Raw genomic sequence first — 19,488 nt, 5'->3', positions numbered from 1 at the left:
TGCCCTCCATTTACACACACGCACAATGGCCGTACTCTTCTTCAACCCACGTGGCATAAGAAAATCGTGCAAAATTCGACCACTTAACATAATTACCGCATGCGATTCAGATAATTACGCATTAAACTGAATGTATCCCCCGGCTAACTACCGCTTTTTGCATGGAAAAAAATCGTTGAAAACCTCACTCTCCTCGTTATTGCTAATGCTGAGCATAAGCACTTCGCCGCTGGCAGGCCTTGCCGCCAGTTCACAACTGACCTCGCAGATTGTCGATAACTATGCCGAACATATCTTTTATAACAGCGGCGCAACCGGGATGGCACTGGTAGTAATTGACGGCAATCAGGTGGTCAACCGCAGTTTTGGCGATACCAAACCGGGTAATAATCAGCGCCCTCGCTCTGACTCCCTGATCCGTATCGCCTCCATCACCAAGCTGATGACCAGCGAAGTGATGGTTAAACTGGCGGAGGAAGGAAAAGTTAAAATCACCGATCCGCTGCGCAAATATGCGCCCAAAGGGGCCCATGTACCATCGTACAACTCACGCCAACCCATTACTTTGCTGAATCTGGCGACCCATACCAGCGCCTTGCCTCGCGAAATGCCAGGCAAAAAACCGCCCAAAACGCCGGTTTTCATTTGGCCAACCAAAGCACAACGCTGGCAATGGCTGGCACATGCCAGCATCACCGTACCACCAGGCGTGCGAGCGTCCTATTCCAATCTGGCTTACGATTTGCTGGCGGATGCCCTGGCAAATGCCTCAGGCAAGCCGTATGGCGCATTGTTGCGTGAAAAGATCACTGCCCCTCTGGGAATGGTGGATACCACGCTCACCCCCAGTGCCGAACAGTGCTCACGCCTGATGGTCGCGGCCAAAGGGCCTAGCATCTGCCGCGATACTACCGCAGCGGCAGGCAGCGGTGGTGTTTACTCTACCCCGCGCGATATGCAGCGCTGGATGCAGCAGTTCCTCTCTTCCAACGTTACCGGCTCGCGCAAACCGACGGCGATGAGCGAGCAAACCATGTACTTCCAGCGCCAGGATCTCGTGTCACTGACAGGAATGGATGTGCCAGGTGAAGCCTCTGCCTTAGGGCTAGGGTGGGTCTACATGGCGCCCAAAGACAGCCTGCCGGGGATCATCCAGAAAACCGGTGGAGGTGGCGGCTTTATTACTTATATGGCGATGGTGCCACAGCAAAATATTGGCGTGTTCGTGGTAGTTACCCGCTCTGAACTGACCAAATTTACTAATATGAGCGATCCCGTCAATAGGCTGGTAGCGGATTTGGTGGCGAACAAAAGCTAATTAATTGCAGCGCTCGCGTGCAACAGCAAGGCACTGCCTAACACTTAAAGCGGAACATTTTCGACTGACAAGATGCCAACGTAGTGAAGTCGCCTTTGACTATATGGTTTGCTCGTCCAGCACGGTTTCACTGGCAAATGGTGTTGGGGTCAATACCCGCACACGGTGGTCGTCGGCCTGATTTTATCCAGCAGGCCGTGATGAGATCCTAGAGAAAATCTCTACAGGTTCCCTCAACGACGGCACCGTGTTTAAGTTCAGCCGCAATTTCTTTAAAAGCGAAGACTATAAATTCACGCTGGTAGCCATGCTGGCATACTGATTTCTTGATTGGCCTCCCAGACAAAAAAGACGCCCGAGGGCGTCTTTTTTAATTATAATTCAAAGATTAATTCACTTTAACCGGCATACCGGAGCGCGCTTGAATGGCAGCGTCCACTTCGCTTTGGTTGATGGTGGGATCAACTAGAACTTTGCCTACTGATTCAGAAATGGTGATCGGAACGGGTTCTTTCGACTTCAATTCTTCCTCAGAGGCTGAAAGCGGGTTATGCACTTCCAGATAGCGCGAACCGTCTGGTTCAACAGAAGCTTTCACTGGTTCGTTAATAAACTGCACACGGGTGCCTACTGGCACGCTGTCGAACAGGTATTTAATGTCATCATTACGCAAACGAACACAGCCGTGACTTACACGCAGGCCGATGCCAAAGTTGGCGTTGGTGCCATGAATAGCGTATAGGCGGCCAACATACAGCGCATACAACCCCATTGGGTTATCCGGGCCTGCCGGGTATACAGGGGGTAAGATCACCCCATCCGCAGCATACTCTTCACGCATTTTAGCCGTCGGCGTCCAGGTTGGTCGTTCCTTTTTGCGCTGTACGGATGTGACCCAGTCCAGCGGGGTATCTTTGCCCAGCTCGCCGATACCAATCGGCAACACGATCACTGTTTTAGTACCTTTAGGATAATAGTACAGGCGCATTTCTGCGCTATTGATGATGATGCCTTCACGCGGTGCATTTGGCAGGATCAGTTGATGTGGAATGGTCAAAGTGCTACCAGGCAGCGGCAGAAATGGATCAACGCCTGGGTTAGCTTCCAGCATATTGCTCAAGCCCATCTGGTATTGAGCCGCGAAGCTCTCCAACGGCAACTTGCTGTCTGCAGGCACGGTGATCTGGATATTCTCGCCCACTAGGCGACTATCCTTGTCTGGCAGAGGGTATACAACGGCAAAAACAGCCTGGCTGAAGGCAGCCAAGGCAGTAAACAGAGTTAATAACGCGCGAATGCTCATTTTCATCTTCGTATTAGAGTGTTGGCCGCACTGGCTATGAGTGTTATATGTTATACCCGTCGTCATTCAAGCGGCAGCGATGTTGGCTGCTTTCACTCGCCCCAGTCACTTACTTGAGTAAGCTCCAGAGACTTCGCTCAGTTGCCGCCTACCTGCAACTTGAATGAACTCGGGTATAAATCCGGTCAAATGTGATCGGATGCGCATTATATGTGCACTTGTAGCCAAGAGGGAAACATTACTGGAGCAAAAATCACACTTTTTTGTCGCTAAATGTGGTTGTACGTGAATTTTTTGTAAATATCAGCAATATCGTCACATACCATGTGCCTTTTCTGTAAGGGCTCTGGCATTTCGGGGCCAAGAAAAATGTATAGAAATTGCCCGCACTTGCTGGAAACATTCCAGCTACCTTGTTGCATTATTGAACCGTCATGACCAAAATGGCATTAGCAGTGAAATCGCCTGTCTTAAACGTTTGTGACACCCGGTTTTTCACCGGAGCAACATAGATAACGTCCTCTCCTTTGCCATACAAAAGATTACTGTTAAAACTGCCTTGAGGCTTAACTATTGTACTGCCATATTTCATTACAATACCCAAGTCAGGATTACTGGTAGCAATATAATCGTTTGAGAAGCCGTTTCCATTAGCTATCAAATTGATTTTTATAGGTAAACCACGCTCGTTGTTACAATCGTAATCAAGGGTTAGTTACCGTAATGGCTACCATCAGCGGTAATACCCTCACTGTTTATATCGCCAAAATCCACATTATATTTTTTCGCACGTTAACCCGAATATTACACTCAACGGGGATCGGGATTAACTGTGCTTTTAAATAAATTCGAAAAGCGGGGATTGAATTTTTTTTGCATTCTTGGGGCAAAATCGCCTGGAAATGAAAGTGCACCACCAATCATATCTCTGCGTAGTTTTAACCATGCCTCTACCTGCGTGAATCCCCCGAACCACGGAGAGTTGACAATCCAAGAGCAGTGGTTCTGATGCCCACACTAAGCTGTGTCGGAGAAAGGTACCCTCTGCTGTTGACCTGAACCAAGGAACCGTATTTGTATATCCAAATCCTTACTTAATTTCAGATAACCGTCGTTAATGTCAGAAGGAGGTAAATCTGTTTCAGTCACCACATAGATTCTAACCCAAGCATAACCAGTCTGATTATTCGAATTCAGGCTAAAATCACCAGCGATACCAACACCTAGTGGAAACGTGACTTGCAAGTCGCTACCGGCATGGTGACTGGGGAAAGTCGTATTTTCCAAGTTTAAAATAACATTATTTACCCCAGCCGCCATCCCAATAGGTATTTTCCACAACGGTATCACCTGGTTTGTTCACCGCCTATTAACTCCAACAAACTGCGCAGCTCACACCTTGACCGTGTTCAAATGATAGACAGAGGCACTCACACACAATCAAGTGAAACAGCCAAAATGGGAGTTTATTGAATCGACATGATCAAAACAGCAGTTGCAGTAAAAGCACCGGTACTCATCGTTTTGGCTGCAGGGTTTTTGACAGGGGCAACATACACACGATCGTCGCCTTTGCCATTCAGCAAAATACTATCGAAACTACTCCAGGGTTTCACCGTTGTGTCGCCATGTTTCATCACAATGCCAAGATCGGGATTGCTAGTAGCAATATAATTGTCGGAGAAGCTACTGGGGTTGGCAATCAGGTAAAGCTTTATTGGTAGGCTAGCTCCACTATTACATAGATAATTAAAAGAAATACCCTGACCATAGCGACTACCATCAGCAGTGATATCAGCTGCATTAAGATCGCCAAAACTCACATTAGTCGGTTGATTACCAAAAATATAACATTCAACAGGTGTTGGAACGATTTGTCCTTCAAGAGTGATTTCAAAAGCAGGCTCTGGATCCTGTGGGATCAATGCTGGAGGTGGGGTCGTACTTATAGAACGATACACAGAAGCCACTAAGACATTACGGTCCAGCAATACGGCACCGCCAATGATATCCCGACGTAATCTCAGTGAAAGTCTTCCCCTTAATCCATAAGTGAATCGGTCGCTATAACCAAAACCATTATCCAAACGGATAGTCTGCGGTCCTAACGATGTCCAATTGAAAGGGACAATATATTGGCCACCTACCTCAACTCGTACATCAAGGTTATCATTTAATTTAAAATAACCTTGATTAATTGTTGAGCGTTCCAGTTGTGTTTCGCCTTTAAAATAACTCTGAGGGGTAGGCCGGCCAGTCGCATTAATATAATACAATCCATACCGACCGCGGGATGCATCAACATAAGATACTTGAATCGTCGCCCCAGCATGGTGATCAGGAAATCGACTACTCTCGACGTTAACAGTAAAATTATTATTGCCCCGTCCAAAAAAGTATTAGGAACATCGGCAAAGACACATTCACTCAATATAAATAATATAAAAAAAACAGATGCCAGATGAAAAATCCCCCTATATGATTCCACTTTACCTTTCAAGAAAAAAGATTTTAATTTCCTTGGCGACATATCACAACAAGTTATTACATCGTATGAATGCGTACTAACCATCTGATGTTTAAATAACCCCATATATATTCTAATTCCATTTTTTATTTATAAAATAGGAAAGTGAAAGATATCAAACTCCACTAAACCAATCAATAAAGTATATACCCGTAATCATTGAAGATGTTTGATTTTATCGACGTTGAGGATCATGTTTTCCGCCATAAAGATATTTATCACCGAAGAACAAAAAATCGAACTCAAGTGCCTGCATAATACTGCGCGTGACGGGCGTGTTCGCGATCGTATCAAAGCGATACTTTTGGCTTCCGAAGGCTGGAACTCTGTGATGATCGCCCAGGCATTGCACCTGCATCAAACCACCGTTGATCGCTGCATCAACGACTACTTCGATGATCGTAAACTCAAGTCCGAAAATGGCGGCTCCGAGGGCATGCTTAACACAGAACAGACTGAACTTTTAATCAATCACTTATCTCTTCACCTGTTCCATCATACCCATGAAATTGTGGCTTATGTCGCCCAGTGCAGGGAGATTGCCTTCAGTATTCCCAATATGAACAAGTGGCTGCATCTGCATGGATTTTCTTATAAAAAACCTACTGGAGTTCCCTATAAATGCAGTGAAGAGAAGCAACGGCAAACCGCACAAGGCTGAATATTGTAAGGGCACTGGACCTGAATGATATCGGTATGGCGGTGTTTCAGGAATATCAAACCATTGATGAGCTAAGTATCGCGAGTTTTTTCAATGAAATTAGGACAAAACATCCGGATTAACGCCAGAAAATCCACCTGATAGTCGATGGCGCAGGTTATAACAAAACCGAATTGGTGAAAGATTGGACCTATGCCAGCAATATTGAGCTAGATTATCTCCCACCATACAGCCCGAACCTGAATGCCATTGAGCGGTTGTGGAAAGTGATGAAAGAATACGCCCGGAACAATCGCTATTTTGCCAGTAAACACGATGTTCGGGATGCGATTTTCAATTTTTTCACGACCACACTCCCAGAAATATCGGAGCCGCTGAGAGCCCGAGTTAACAATAACTTTCAGGTGAAAAAAATGGCATCTTGAGGTTTATTGAGTATATGTTTGTTATTTTTTAAAGCTAAAAAATTTATTAACCCGTAGTTAATTCTTCTTATTAGTAAGAATCCTACGTATAAAAAATGATTAAAATTTTATGTTGAAATTTAACCAATAAAGTTGGCGTAAACTCTTTTGCAGCCACTTTCACTGCCATCAGCAATAAAACCCTCCCATTTGCTAAAGATAATGACTATCATTAGCATTCAATAAAGGAATGGGGTATTGTGACCGACCAGATTTTTACCTGAGACGCAATGCTGAACCAGACTCTCCCGGGGACTCTACCTGTGGTGAACTGTACTTGATGAAATGGAGATGTTATGAACGCCAAGATGACAACAACCCGAAAGTTTAGCGAACGTGCGGTTTATCCTCTTTTGCTCCTGAGCACGCTGATGTTTTCCTCTGTTCTACACGCACAAACAGAGTCTGAGTTACTGAGAAAAGCGGTGGGGAAAGGCGCTTACGAAATGGTGTACAGCCAGGGTGAAAATGCGCTGTATCTCGCTACTTCACAAAGCCGTAAGCTGGACAAAGGCGGGGTAGTTTATCGGCTTGATCCACAAACTCTAGAAATTACGCAGATCATTCATAATGATATCAAGCCTTTTGGTGCTGCAATCAATCCCAATACCAACACACTTTACTTCGGTAACACCGTTAATAACTCAGTGACCGCTATCGATGGAAAAACGGGTGAAGTAACCGGCCGCTTGGTATTGGATCCGCGTAAACGCTCTGATAGTGTCAAACCGCTGGCACCACGCGAACTGGTAGCCGATGCCACCACAGACACGGTTTATATTACTGGCTTGGGTGATTCAAGCGTGGTCTGGGTGGTTGATGGCAAGGATCTAACCTTGCGGGCTACTATCGCTGAAACAGGAAAGCTCGGCACCGGTTTAGCACTGGATGCCGCCACCAGTCGCCTATACGTAACTAATGCCGATGGCGAACTGGTCACTATCGATACCCAGACCAACAAAATTATCTCGCGTAAAAAGCTGGATGAGTCGAAAGAACATTTCTTGTTAAATATCAGTTTGGACCCAGCCACGCACCGTGCGTTCATTACCGATTCCAAACAACCGCAAGTATTGGTGGCCGATACTCGTAACGGCAATATTCTGCAAAAGATCGATGTGCCAGAATCACTGGCGGTGCTGTTTAACCCTATACGCAATGAAGTGTACGTTACTCACCGTAAAGAGGGCACCGTGAGCGTGATCGACGCCAAAAGCTATAAGTTGTTAAATACCCTTAAAACGCCGGTTCACCCGAACAGCCTGGCGCTGTCGCCAGATGGCCAGAGCCTATACGTGAGCGTAAAACAGGCATCAAGCCGTGATAAAGAAGCTATCGAGCCAGATGATGTGGTCCGCATTACGTTAAAGTGATCTCCCGCTTGAAGCATCAGGGTCGTTAAAAAGGGCCGCCATAGCGGCCCTGTGCAATCATTAACTGATTAGCTTCTGACTTTTCTGTAGATAAAAAGCACCACCAAGGCACCCACTACAGCCACGACAAAGCTTCCTAAGTTGAAACCATCAACTCGGCCCATACCAAAGAATGTACTGACATAGCCACCGACAACTGCACCGATAATCCCCAGTACAACGGTCATGATAAAACCACCATCATCTTTGCCAGGCATGATCCACTTAGCCAAAATGCCGGCAATTAAACCAAAAATGATCCAGGAAATGATACCCATTTTGCTACCCCTCTTACCTGTTTGCTGAATATACTCGTCGTCATTCAAGCTACAGCGGTGTTGGCTATGCTCGTATGCCCCAGTAAAATAGCGAGCTACACGCCGGGGACTGACTCGCTTACCGCCTACATGCAATTTGAATGAGCTTGGGTATATACCCTGTGACACTACTACAACTAGAGCGCCCAACCATGTTCTTGATTGCAGACGAACGATCTCGCAGGCAATAAAGAGACACAGCACAGAGTTTTATTCTCCTCCTGGCAGATTTCTCTCCCCTGTCACATAGTTATCTATACTGTTAGAGGTTCCAAAAATTGCGGCCTTTATATCACTCTAATTATTTTAGTATAAGCAGAGGATGCATAACTCACAAAAGTCTAGGTATCAGTCTTTTCACCCTTGGTAGAAGTCCTTTTTTAAATGGAGTTTGCATATGTTAAAAAAGACAGAAGTTTGTCCGTTTAAAACCAATACACTGTCTAATGACCTTCGCTGGCGAAAACTATCATTAATATCATTAGCCTTGCTGATGATGCCGATGCTAACTCACGCAGATGGGCCGCCAGATTGGAACACGCTCAGCGTAGTAGAAAGCAAAAGCAAGATGACGGCGGATGAGGCTGTGATGTATGCATTCCAACGCAGCCCGGAGATCAGTAAAGCATTGTCACAAATCAACAAAGGCAAAGCTCAGGTCGATGAAGTCAAAAGTGCCTACTTTCCACAGGTTGGCATGAGTGCAAGCTATGGCAGAGCCGGAGAAGCAACCCTTGGGCCGAAGCTGACACAGCTACTCTATGATTTTGGCAAAACAAGCAACTCCGTCGATAGCCAACAGAATTTAACCGACTCCTACCGCAAGGAGTTGCTCAAAAACATGACAAGTGTGGCGGCAAACACATTGTTAAGTTATTCCAGCGTCAAACGTTATTCAGGTTTAATCAAAGTTGCAGAAGACTCTATTGATTCGCTGGGCCAGGTCAGAGATATGGCAAAATTGCGTGTTGATGCAGGGCTTAATCCGCAGTCAGATATCTTGCAAGCAGAAACGCGTATTGCATTGTTAAAAACCACTCTGCAACAGTACCGCACTCAATTGAACACCGCTCAGGCTAATTTGGCAACGTTAACCGGGCAAAATGCTACCGATTTAGCCGAACTGCCAGATAACCTAAGACAGATTACGCTAAAACCTGACGCCATCAACTATAGTGAAATTGCGTCCATGCAATCGGCGTTAGCCAAACAAAAAGCCGCTGAAGCCAGTGTCGCGCAGCAAAAAGCACAGCATCTGCCTGATATTAGTGTAGAAGCTGCACGTTTACGGCAATTCGACAACAATGACGCATACTGGAACAATCAGTTCGCCTTGTCTGTCAGCGTTCCCATCTATCAAGGGGGGGCAGTATCGGCACGAGTCAACCAGGCCGAACAAGATGTACTGGCAGCACGTTCCGATGTTAACCAGGTCAAATTGACCGTTGACCAGCAGGCATCTGCTGCTTTTGCAAATTGGTCTGGTGCAAGTGCACGCGAACAGCTGAGTGTGCGTCAGATCGAGATAGCCGATCGCACTCGCAGTCTGTACCGTGACGAATACAAACTCAGTCAGCGTAGTTTGAACGACCTATTGAGTGTTGAACAAGATGTTTACCAGGCAAACAGTGGTAACGTCTTGGCACACTTTGACGTTCAGGATGCAGCAATAAACTATGCTGTAGCAATAGACAATCTTTTGCCGTTGTTAGGTGTCGATAAAACCGCAGAAAAGGAATTACCCAGTATTCAATGATGGTTATCGACCAAGCAGGGAACAGCCAAATCTGTTCCCTGACAAAGTTTATCGATAGATAAATGGAGTACAAAAATATGAAGGCGGTAGAAACTCAAAGCGATACAAAAAAGTGGCTATCTGCCGTTTGTCGTATAGCTGAAGTTTACGGGCACCCTGTCGATGAGATTTATTTGAGCCAACAGATGTCATGGTTCGAGAAGTGCACATTGGAACAAAAACTTATCCGCCTGTCTGCATTAATTAATCTCCAAATCAAACCCATCTTACAGAAAAATAAAAAATTAACTGCACATTCAGTCCCTTTTATTGTTGCTCGAACAGACAACGAGCTTGCCGTTGTTCATTCCATCAACACGGATGACAGCATCACTTTCTGGTTAACTGATGGTTCTGATATCACTTACCAACTCCCTGCTGAAGAATTTTGGGAGCAAAACAGTGGGTTGATCGTACTGATCCATCCCGAAACTCGAGGGCGAGATTCAAGAATTGACGAATTTATCAAGCCCTATAAAAAGCATTGGTTTCTGAATGCCTTTCGCGGTTCAACCCGTAATATTATGGAAATATCACTGGCATCTATTGTCAGCAATACACTGGCTCTTGCTGGTATTCTTTTTTCGATGCAGATTTATGACAGGATTATACCCGCAGAGTCTTATAATTCTCTGTGGGTGCTCTTTTTCGGTGTCATGATAGCGGTGCTATTTGAAGCGCTGGTGCGTATGGCTCGCACCAGTGTTTCAGATATTATGGGGAAAAACATAGATTTGAAAGTTTCCTCTATGTTATTTGCCCGAGCGTTAGCTATCCGCAATGAGGCCAGGCCAAAATCAACGGGCGCTTTTATTTCGCAATTAAGGGAGTTGGAACAGGTTCGCGAACTGATTACTTCCACTACGGTAGGTGCGGTCGCCGATATGCCGTTTGTCATCCTGTTTCTGTTCCTTATGGCCGCAATCGGCGGGCCTCTGGTCATCATCCCTATGTTGGCAATCCCTCTAGTGGTTATTCCCGGCCTCATATTGCAATGGCCATTAAGCAAACTATCGCAACAGGGTATGCGGGAAAGTGCACTACGTAACGCCGTACTGGTTGAATCTATCGAAGGAGTGGAAGATATCAAGGCTCTTCAGGCGGAGCCTTACTTCCAACGCCAATGGGAGCAAAACCATGAGGTGAGTGCCGAGATCAGCATCAAACATCGTCTATGGACATCGTTACTCACAGGATGGGGGGGAGCAATTCAACAACTCTCCTATTCTGCAATATTAGTGATGGGGGTCTATCTGGTACTCAAAGGGGATATCACAACAGGTACTCTAGTCGCTTGCAGTATGTTGTCATCAAGAACCATAGCACCACTCATGCAACTCACAATGGTGTTCTCCCGCTGGCAACATGCCAAAACCGCGATACGGGGGCTGGATGAATTGCTGAAAAAGCCCATTGACATGCCTGAAGATGAGAAACGTGCTCATTGCCCCAACCTGTATGGAAACTATACATTACAAGGTGTGGAATACGCCTACGATACCGAACACAAAAAGAGTGTGTTATCCATCAGTAAACTCGAGATCAATCACGGCGAACGCATCGCTATTATTGGACGTGTAGGTGCTGGGAAATCCACGTTACTTAAACTCCTTGCAGGCCAGGGGACCGCTTCTCAAGGCAAGGTCTTACTGGATGGGGTAGATATCTCGCGTATCGATCCAGCAGATATAAGACGCCAGGTAGGATACGTCTCTCAGGATTGCCGTCTCTTTTTCGGTTCCCTGCGGCAAAACCTGATGCTCGGCCATCCCCACGCCACCGAACAGGAATTAATACAAGCGCTGGTTGTGAGTGGCGCGATTAGCCTAGTACAGAAAGATGCCGCCATTCTGGATTACGTTATCAACGAGGGCGGACGTGGGCTTTCCGGTGGTCAGCGACAAATGATCCTGCTTAGCCGCATGCTAGTACGAAACCCCAAAGTCGTGTTAATGGACGAACCAACCACTTTTATGGATGAGAACCTTGAGAAGCATGTTTTGCAACAGTTGGATCAATGGATAGGCGGTCGCACTATGGTCCTGGTCACCCATCGCCCAGCCCTTATCAACATCGTTAACCGCATTATAGTCATAGACAATGGCCGGATCGTGGCCGACGGTTCAAAAGAGCAGATCCTCAGAACATATGGCTCCCCCACTGTGGAACAGACTGGCCATGCGAAAAACGCGACGGTTAAACATACATCAAATACCCACGATTTCAGGCCAGTTGGAGGGAATATACAATGAATTCGACGCCCTCCCGCGATAGGACAGAAAAGATAAGTTCTCCTATCTCGTTCGTTATCTGGCTTAGTTTCCTTTCTCTACTCGCTTTTGGCGTTTGGTCGTTCTATGCCGTTCTGGATGAGGTCACTATTGGTACTGGCAAGGTCACTCCAGCGTCTCAGGAACAAGTTATCGAAAGCCTGGATGGTGGCATTCTCTCTGAAATGCTGGTTAAAAAAGGGGAAATTGTCAAAAAGGGGCAAATTTTAGCCAAACTCGATCCCAATTATTTTGAGTCATCGGTCGGAGAAGCACAGGCTAGGGTATTCGCCTTACAGGCCTCTATCGAACGGTTGAATGCGGAGTTGAATAACGTACCGTTGGCATTCAGCGACGATGTTAAAAAAGACCCTGTGTTAGTGATGCAAGAAAGCCATCTATATGATTCACGCAGGCTCAATCTGAAAGAAACCATAGATAATCTCACTAATTCTAAAGAACTGGTTGAGCGTGAACTGGCCATGACCGCACCGTTGGTGAGACTGGGAGCCGCAAGCCCGGTAGAAGTTATTCGCCTGCAACGGCAGATAAGCGAATTCCGCGGTAAAATCGATGATGCTCGCAACACTTACTTTGTTAATGCCCGACAGGATCTGGTTAAAGCAAAAGCAGAAATGGAGGCACAAACAGCAATCATGAATGGCCGTAAAGGCCAATTAAATCGTACGATTTTCACCTCACCAGTGAATGGAATTATCAAAGAGATCCATGTCTCAACTTTGGGTGGCGTACTAAAACCCGGTGAGAAAATGATAGAAATCATTCCGTTAGATGACCAATTGCTGATCGAGACGCGTATAAACCCACGTGATATCGCCTATATACGCCCGGGGTTAGATGCTAACGTAAAAATTACTGCTTATGATTCTTCTATTTATGGTGACATTAAGGGAAAGGTAGATATTGTTTCGCCAGATACATTGCAAGACGAGGTAAAGCCTGACCAGTTTTATTACCGTATTTATGTCAGAACTAACAGTATCGATATCAAGAACAAAGCAGGAAAGTCATTCCCAATCATGCCAGGAATGGTTGCCAGTGTTGAGATAAAAACGGGGCAGAAAAGCGTATTCGATTACTTAGTTAAACCATTAAACAAAGTAAAAGAATCCTTGCGTGAACGCTAATTAATTTTTCACACCTTAGATCATTTGAGTTATCTGAAGACGCGGCTCTCCAGTAATCAGCTTCATCATCCTTTTTATGCAATGATGAGGCTCAAGCGCCTGCCTGGGGCAGAAAAAGATCTTAGGATAAATCTGATAGGAAACGATTTTCTATGCCATAAAGTGGTAGTGTTAATCTTATGTTGTAACCAAATGATTTATAATGAAATTAATTTAAAAAATTTAATAACCTTAAAAAGGTATTTAAAATCAAAAAGATAAAAGCCATTCACTTTACTTACTCTTCAGCTTCAAAGAAGTCAGCTTTGTATCGGTATCACCCCGCACTTTATTTAGGCTATTACTTCCAACTCTTAAGATAAAAAGAAAATAATTCAATATATTAACATACCCCCTCTACTTTCTAACACTCGCCATATCGATAATTTTAAACAGACTGACTACAATTTATTAAATCGCATATGGACTTGTATCCCCTAGTCAAAATATAACCCTATGAGGTTACTATCATGAATGCAAGCATCACTCTGATTAACAAAGAAACACATCAGAAAACTACTCTTTCTGATCGACGTATTCTGATCAAAGATGCTTCTGTTATCGAAGTGAATGTGAAACCTAGTGATATTGCAAGCATGGAGAAACAAGGTAACTCACTAATAATTAAATTAAAATCTGGTGAGTATATTTTTTTAGAGGATTTTTACCTAACTCACAAAGGCCATAATAACACGTTAGTATTACACGATGGTAACGAGCTATGGGTTCAGGCAACTGATTCGTTGGGACAACCTGTACTCGACACAGCAGGTTTTTCTCCACTAGAATCAGTCCAAACACTATTAATTGGCAGTGATGCAGGTATCAGTCCTATAACATTAGCCGGTGCTGCCGCTGCAGCGTTATTGATAGGAGGTGGGATTGCATTAGGTTCTGGCGGCGGTAATTCAAATTCTCAAAATGGGGGAAATACGATTTCTCCACCATCTCCCCCTACTTCACCAAACATTATTGTGAACTCTGATGGTACTCTTGATGTTTTTGGGAATGCTGGCGCAGCCCAAGCGGGTACAACGATTAAAATCACGTTCCCCGATGGAACCTCAGGTACCGCCGTAGTCGCTGCAGATGGCAGTTATGGACCGATACACAGCTCTGCCCCCCAAACTTCGGGTAATATCACCGCAATAGTCATTGATACTGCCGGTAATGCCAGCACGCCAGCATCAGCATCTTATACCGACAGCACTGCACCTATAGCACCAGCCGTCCCCATTGTCGTCGCCAATGCCAACGGCACCCTAACTGTCTCCGGTAATGCCGGTGCTGCCGAACCCGGCAGCACCCTCACAGTCACCTTCCCGGACGGCACCACCGCTACCGCCTTGGTGGCCGCCGACGGCAGCTATGGCCCTGTCACAAGTACCGGGGTTCAAACCTCAGGCAACGTAACGCTAAGTGACACCGATGCTGCAGGCAACAGAAGCCCAATAACTAACGCCGCCTATATCGATCTCACAACCCCACAAGCACCGCTTATTCCGATAGTAAGCGCTAACGCTAATGGTACCCTAAGAGTGACTGGCGCTACAGGATACGCTGAACCGGGCAGTACCCTCACCATTACATTCCCGGACGGCACAACCAAAATCGCCCTGGTGGCCGCCGACGGCAGCTATGGCCCGGTTGACAGTAATACACCGCAAACCTCCGGCACCGTCGGCGTGATCGCGACCGACGTCGCCGACAATGTTAGCCCCCCCATTTATGCTACCTATACCGACACCAGTGCCCCAGTGGCCCCCGCCACGCCGGTTGTCGTGACCAACCTTGACGGCACACTAAGCGTCTCTGGCGCCGCAGGTGCCGCCGAACCTGGCAGCACCGTCACTATCCTTTTCCCGGACGGCACCACCCGCACCGCCCTGGTGGCCGCCGACGGCAGCTATGGCCCGGTTGACAGTACCGCAGCACAGACTTCCGGCAACGTCAGCGTGATTGATACCGATGCCGCTGGCAATGCCAGTACCCCAGCACTTGCTGCCTTCGCCGACAGCATTGCCCCCATGACACCTGACACGCCAATTGTCGTCGCCAACCCTGATGGCACCCTCAGCGTGTCCGGTAACGCCGGCGCTGCCGAGCCCGGCAGCACCGTCACCGTCACCTTCCCGGACGGCACCACCGGCACCGCCCTGGTGGCCGCCGACGGCAGCTACGGCCCGATTGACAGTGCCGCGCCACAGACTTCCGGCACCGTCAGCGCCGTAGTCACCGATGCCGCCGGCAATGCCAGCGCACCGGCCACCGATACCTACACCGACGGCAGCGCACCAACCGCACCGGCGACGCCTGTGGTAGTAGCCAATGCCGACGGCACCCTCAGCGTATCCGGTAATGCCGGCGCGGCCGAGCCTGGCAGCACCATTACCGTCACCTTCCCGGACGGCACCACCGGCACCGCCCTGGTGGCTGCCGACGGCAGCTATGGCCCGGTTGACAGTGCCGCACCACAAACTTCCGGCACCGTTAGCGTGATCGCCACCGATGCCGCTGGCAATGCCAGCGCCCCAACCACCGACAGCTACACCGACGGCGGTGCCCCGGTCGCTCCGGCTACCCCTGTGGTGGTCGCCAATGCCGACGGTACCCTCAGCGTGTCCGGTAATGCCGGTGCCGCCGAACCCGGCAGCACTGTGACTATTACCTTCCCGGACGGCACCACCGGCACCGCCTTGGTGGCCGCCAACGGCAGCTATGGCCCGGTTGACAGTGCCGTACCGCAAACTTCCGGCACCGTTAGCGCCGTGGCCACCGACGTCGCCGGCAATGCCAGCGCCCCAACCACCGACAGCTACACCGACAGCGGTGCCCCGGTCGCTCCGGCTACCCCTGTGGTGGTCGCCAATGCCGACGGTACCCTCAGCGTGTCCGGTAATGCCGGTGCCGCCGAACCCGGCAGCACTGTGACTATTACCTTCCCGGACGGCACCACCGGCACCGCCCTGGTGGCCGCCAACGGCAGCTATGGCCCGGTTGACAGTGCTGCACCGCAAACTTCCGGCATCGTTAGCGCCGTGGCCACCGACGTCGCCGGCAATGCCAGTGCGCCAACTACCGACAGCTACACCGACGGCAGCGCCCCAACCGCACCCGCGACGCCGATTGTCATCGCCAATGCCGACGGCACCCTCAGCGTGTCCGGTAATGCCGGCGCGGCCGAGCCTGGCAGCACCATTACCGTCACCTTCCCGGACGGCACCACCGGCACTGCATTAGTCGCCGCCGACGGCAGCTATGGCCCGGTTGACAGTGCCGCACCACAAACTTCCGGCACCGTTAGCGTGATCGCCACCGATGCCGCTGGCAATGCCAGCGCCCCAACCACCGACAGCTACACCGACGGCGGTGCCCCGGTTGCTCCGGCTATCCCAGTGGTGGTGGCCAATGCCGATGGCACCCTCAGCGTGTCCGGTAATGCCGGCGCGGCCGAACCTGGCAGCACCATTACCGTCACCTTCCCGGACGGCACCACCGGTACCGCCCTGGTCGCCGCCGACGGCAGCTATGGCCCGGTTGACAGTGCCGCACCGCAAACTTCCGGCACCGTTAGCGCCGTGGCCACCGACGCCGCCGGCAATGCCAGTGCGCCAGCTACCGAGACCTACACCGACGGCAGTGCCCCAACCGCACCGGCTACCCCAGTGGTGGTGGCCAATGCCGACGGCACCCTCAGCGTGTCCGGTAATGCCGGCGCGGCCGAGCCTGGCAGCACTGTGACTATCACCTTCCCGGACGGCACCACCGGCACCGCCCTGGTGGCCGCCGACGGCAGCTACGGTCCGGTTGACAGTGCCGCGCCGCAAACTTCCGGCACCGTCAGCGTGATTGCCACCGACGTCGCCGGCAATGCCAGCGCCCCGGCCACCGACACCTATACCGACGGCAGTGCCCCGGTCGCTCCGGCTATCCCAGTGGTGGTGGCCAATGCCGACGGCACCCTCAGCGTGTCCGGTAATGCCGGTGCCGCTGAACCCGGCAGCACCATTACCGTCACCTTCCCGGACGGCACCACCGGCACCGCCCTGGTGGCCGCCGACGGCAGCTATGGCCCGGTTGACAGTGCCGCACCGCAAACTTCCGGCACCGTTAGCGTTATTGCGACCGACGCCGCCGGCAATGCCAGCGCCCCGACCACCGAGACCTATACCGACGGCAGTGCACCAACCGCACCGGCAACGCCGATTGTCATCGCCAATGCCGACGGCACCCTCAGCGTGTCCGGTAATGCCGGCGCGGCCGAGCCTGGCAGCACTGTGACTATCACCTTCCCGGACGGCACCACCGGCAGCGCCCTGGTGGCCGCCGACGGCAGCTATGGCCCGGTTGACAGTGCTGCACCGCAAACTTCCGGCACCGTTAGCGTGCTCGCCACCGACGCCGCCGGCAATGCCAGCGCCCCAACCACCAACACCTACACCGACGGCAGTGCCCCGGTCGCTCCGGCTATCCCAGTGGTGGTGGCGAATGCCGACGGCACCCTCAGCGTATCCGGTAATGCCGGTGCCGCTGAACCGGGCAGCACTGTGACTATTACCTTCCCGGACGGCACCACCGGCACCGCCCTGGTGGCCGCCGACGGCAGCTACGGCCCGGTTGACAGTGCCGCACCGCAAACTTCCGGCACCGTTAGCGCTGTGGCCACCGACGTCGCCGGCAATGCCAGCGCCCCGACCACCGATACCTACACCGACGGTAGCGCCCCAACCGCTCCGGCGACGCCGATTGTAGTGGCTAACTCTGACGGTACCCTCAGCGTGTCCGGTAATGCCGGCGCCGCTGAACCCGGCAGCACCATTACCGTCACCTTCCCGGACGGCACCACCGGCACCGCCCTGGTGGCCGCCGACGGCAGCTACGGCCCGGTTGACAGTGCCGCGCCGCAAACTTCCGGCACCGTTAGCGTGCTCGCCACAGACGCCGCCGGCAATGCCAGCGCCCCAACCACCAACACCTACACCGACGGCAGTGCCCCGGTTGCCCCGGCAACGCCGATTGTCATCGCCAATGCCGACGGCACCCTCAGCGTGTCCGGTAACGCCGGCGCGGCCGAGCCGGGCAGCACTGTGACTATTACCTTCCCGGACGGCACCACCGGCACCGCCCTGGTGGCCGCCGACGGCAGCTATGGCCCGGTTGACAGTGCCGCACCACAAACTTCCGGCACCGTCAGCGCCGTGGCCACCGACGCCGCCGGCAATGCCAGCGCCCCAACCACCGACACCTATACCGACGGCAGTGCACCAACCGCACCGGCTATCCCAGTGGTGGTCGCCAATGCCGACGGCACCCTCAGCGTGTCCGGTAATGCCGGTGCCGCTGAACCCGGCAGCACCATTACCGTCACCTTCCCGGACGGCACCACCGGTACCGCCCTGGTGGCCGCCGACGGCAGCTATGGCCCGGTTGACAGTGCTGCACCGCAAACCTCCGGCACCGTTAGCGTGATCGCCACCGACGTCGCCGGCAATGCCAGCGCCCCGACCACCGACAGCTACACCGACGGCAGCGCCCCGGTCGCTCCGGCTATCCCAGTGGTGGTGGCGAACGCCGACGGCACCCTCAGCGTATCCGGTAATGCCGGCGCGGCCGAGCCTGGCAGCACCATCACCGTCACCTTCCCGGACGGCACCACCGGCACTGCATTAGTCGCCACCGACGGCAGCTACGGCCCGGTTGACAGTGCCGCACCGCAAACTTCCGGCACCGTTAGCGCCGTGGCCACCGACGTCGCCGGCAATGCCAGCGCCCCGACCACCGACACCTACACCGACGGCAGTGCACCAACCGCACCGGCGACGCCGATTGTCATCGTCAATGCCGACGGCACCCTCAGCGTGTCCGGTAACGCCGGTGCCGCTGAGCCCGGCAGCACTGTGACTATTACCTTCCCGGACGGCACCACCGGTACCGCCCTGGTGGCCGCCGACGGCAGCTATGGCCCGGTTGACAGTGCCGCACCGCAAACTTCCGGCACCGTCAGCGCCGTGGCCACCGACGCCGCTGGCAATGCCAGCGCCACGACCACCGATACCTACACCGACGGCAGTGCACCGGTTGCCCCGGCTACGCCGATTGTAGTGGCTAACCCTGACGGCACCCTCAGCGTATCCGGTAATGCCGGTGCCGCTGAACCCGGCAGCACCATTACCGTCACCTTCCCGGACGGCACCACCGGCACCGCCCTGGTGGCCGCCGACGGCAGCTATGGCC

At 51.1% G+C, this 19,488-nt stretch carries 10 protein-coding genes and 2 pseudogenes (1 of these 12 running past the window's edge); 7 read left to right on the top strand and 5 right to left on the bottom strand.

The genetic code is table 11. The features are described 5' to 3' along the window. The first annotated feature begins 175 nt into the window (after positions 1-175). Complete coding sequence (gene ampH / locus OK023_RS02105; RefSeq protein ID WP_317694547.1) at positions 176-1,318, top strand: D-alanyl-D-alanine-carboxypeptidase/endopeptidase AmpH; 1,143 nt, start codon at positions 176-178, stop codon at positions 1,316-1,318. A 388-nt stretch (positions 1,319-1,706) separates the two neighbouring features. Here the strand turns inward: ampH and OK023_RS02100 are convergent, their stop codons facing one another. The 4 genes and pseudogenes from OK023_RS02100 to OK023_RS02090 form a co-directional block, all read right to left on the bottom strand. Further along, positions 1,707-2,627 (bottom strand): L,D-transpeptidase family protein, encoded by a 921-nt coding sequence (locus OK023_RS02100; RefSeq protein ID WP_317694546.1) that lies wholly within the window; start codon positions 2,625-2,627, stop codon positions 1,707-1,709. Between the two features lie 415 nt (positions 2,628-3,042). After that, positions 3,043-3,321, bottom strand: a pseudogene (locus tag OK023_RS19115) (hypothetical protein); the annotation flags it as partial. 317 nt (positions 3,322-3,638) lie between these two features. Then, complete coding sequence (locus OK023_RS02095; protein WP_317694545.1) at positions 3,639-3,962, bottom strand: hypothetical protein; 324 nt, start codon at positions 3,960-3,962, stop codon at positions 3,639-3,641. A gap of 125 nt (positions 3,963-4,087) precedes the next feature. Next, positions 4,088-4,897, bottom strand: coding sequence for a fimbrial protein (locus OK023_RS02090; protein WP_317694544.1), 810 nt, complete (start codon positions 4,895-4,897; stop codon positions 4,088-4,090). Positions 4,898-5,353: 456 nt separating this feature from the next. Between OK023_RS02090 and OK023_RS02085 the strand changes: the two are divergent. Continuing rightward, positions 5,354-6,234, top strand: a pseudogene (locus tag OK023_RS02085) (IS630 family transposase). Between the two features lie 335 nt (positions 6,235-6,569). Beyond that, entirely contained in the window at positions 6,570-7,646 is a 1,077-nt protein-coding gene (locus OK023_RS02080; RefSeq protein ID WP_317694542.1) for a YncE family protein, read from the top strand. A 68-nt stretch (positions 7,647-7,714) separates the two neighbouring features. Here the strand turns inward: OK023_RS02080 and OK023_RS02075 are convergent, their stop codons facing one another. Further along, entirely contained in the window at positions 7,715-7,963 is a 249-nt protein-coding gene (locus OK023_RS02075; RefSeq protein WP_317694541.1) for a GlsB/YeaQ/YmgE family stress response membrane protein, read from the bottom strand. A gap of 436 nt (positions 7,964-8,399) precedes the next feature. Between OK023_RS02075 and OK023_RS02070 the strand changes: the two genes are divergently transcribed. From OK023_RS02070 to OK023_RS02055, 4 genes are all read left to right on the top strand, one after another. Beyond that, a complete protein-coding gene (locus tag OK023_RS02070) occupies positions 8,400-9,758 on the top strand; it encodes a TolC family outer membrane protein (RefSeq protein WP_317694540.1) in 1,359 nt (452 codons plus the stop codon). Between the two features lie 77 nt (positions 9,759-9,835). Then, positions 9,836-12,049 (top strand): type I secretion system permease/ATPase, encoded by a 2,214-nt coding sequence (locus OK023_RS02065; RefSeq protein ID WP_317694539.1) that lies wholly within the window; start codon positions 9,836-9,838, stop codon positions 12,047-12,049. Further along, positions 12,046-13,215, top strand: a complete 1,170-nt coding sequence (locus OK023_RS02060; RefSeq protein WP_317694538.1) for an HlyD family efflux transporter periplasmic adaptor subunit — start codon at positions 12,046-12,048, stop codon at positions 13,213-13,215. Before OK023_RS02065 ends, OK023_RS02060 begins: the two co-directional genes overlap by 4 nt. 509 nt (positions 13,216-13,724) lie before the next feature. Then, on the top strand, positions 13,725-19,488 hold the start of the coding sequence (locus tag OK023_RS02055; protein ID WP_317694537.1) for an Ig-like domain-containing protein. The gene runs 22,676 nt beyond the window's last position; 5,764 of the gene's 28,440 nt are visible here — the first part of the coding sequence; its start codon is at positions 13,725-13,727; the stop codon falls past the right edge of the window.

It is taken from the genome of Serratia sp. UGAL515B_01 (genome assembly GCF_033095805.1).
GTDB lineage: Bacteria > Pseudomonadota > Gammaproteobacteria > Enterobacterales > Enterobacteriaceae > Chania.
Note: the sequence above shows the minus strand (reverse complement) of the source record. Positions and strands in the feature narration are given on the sequence as shown.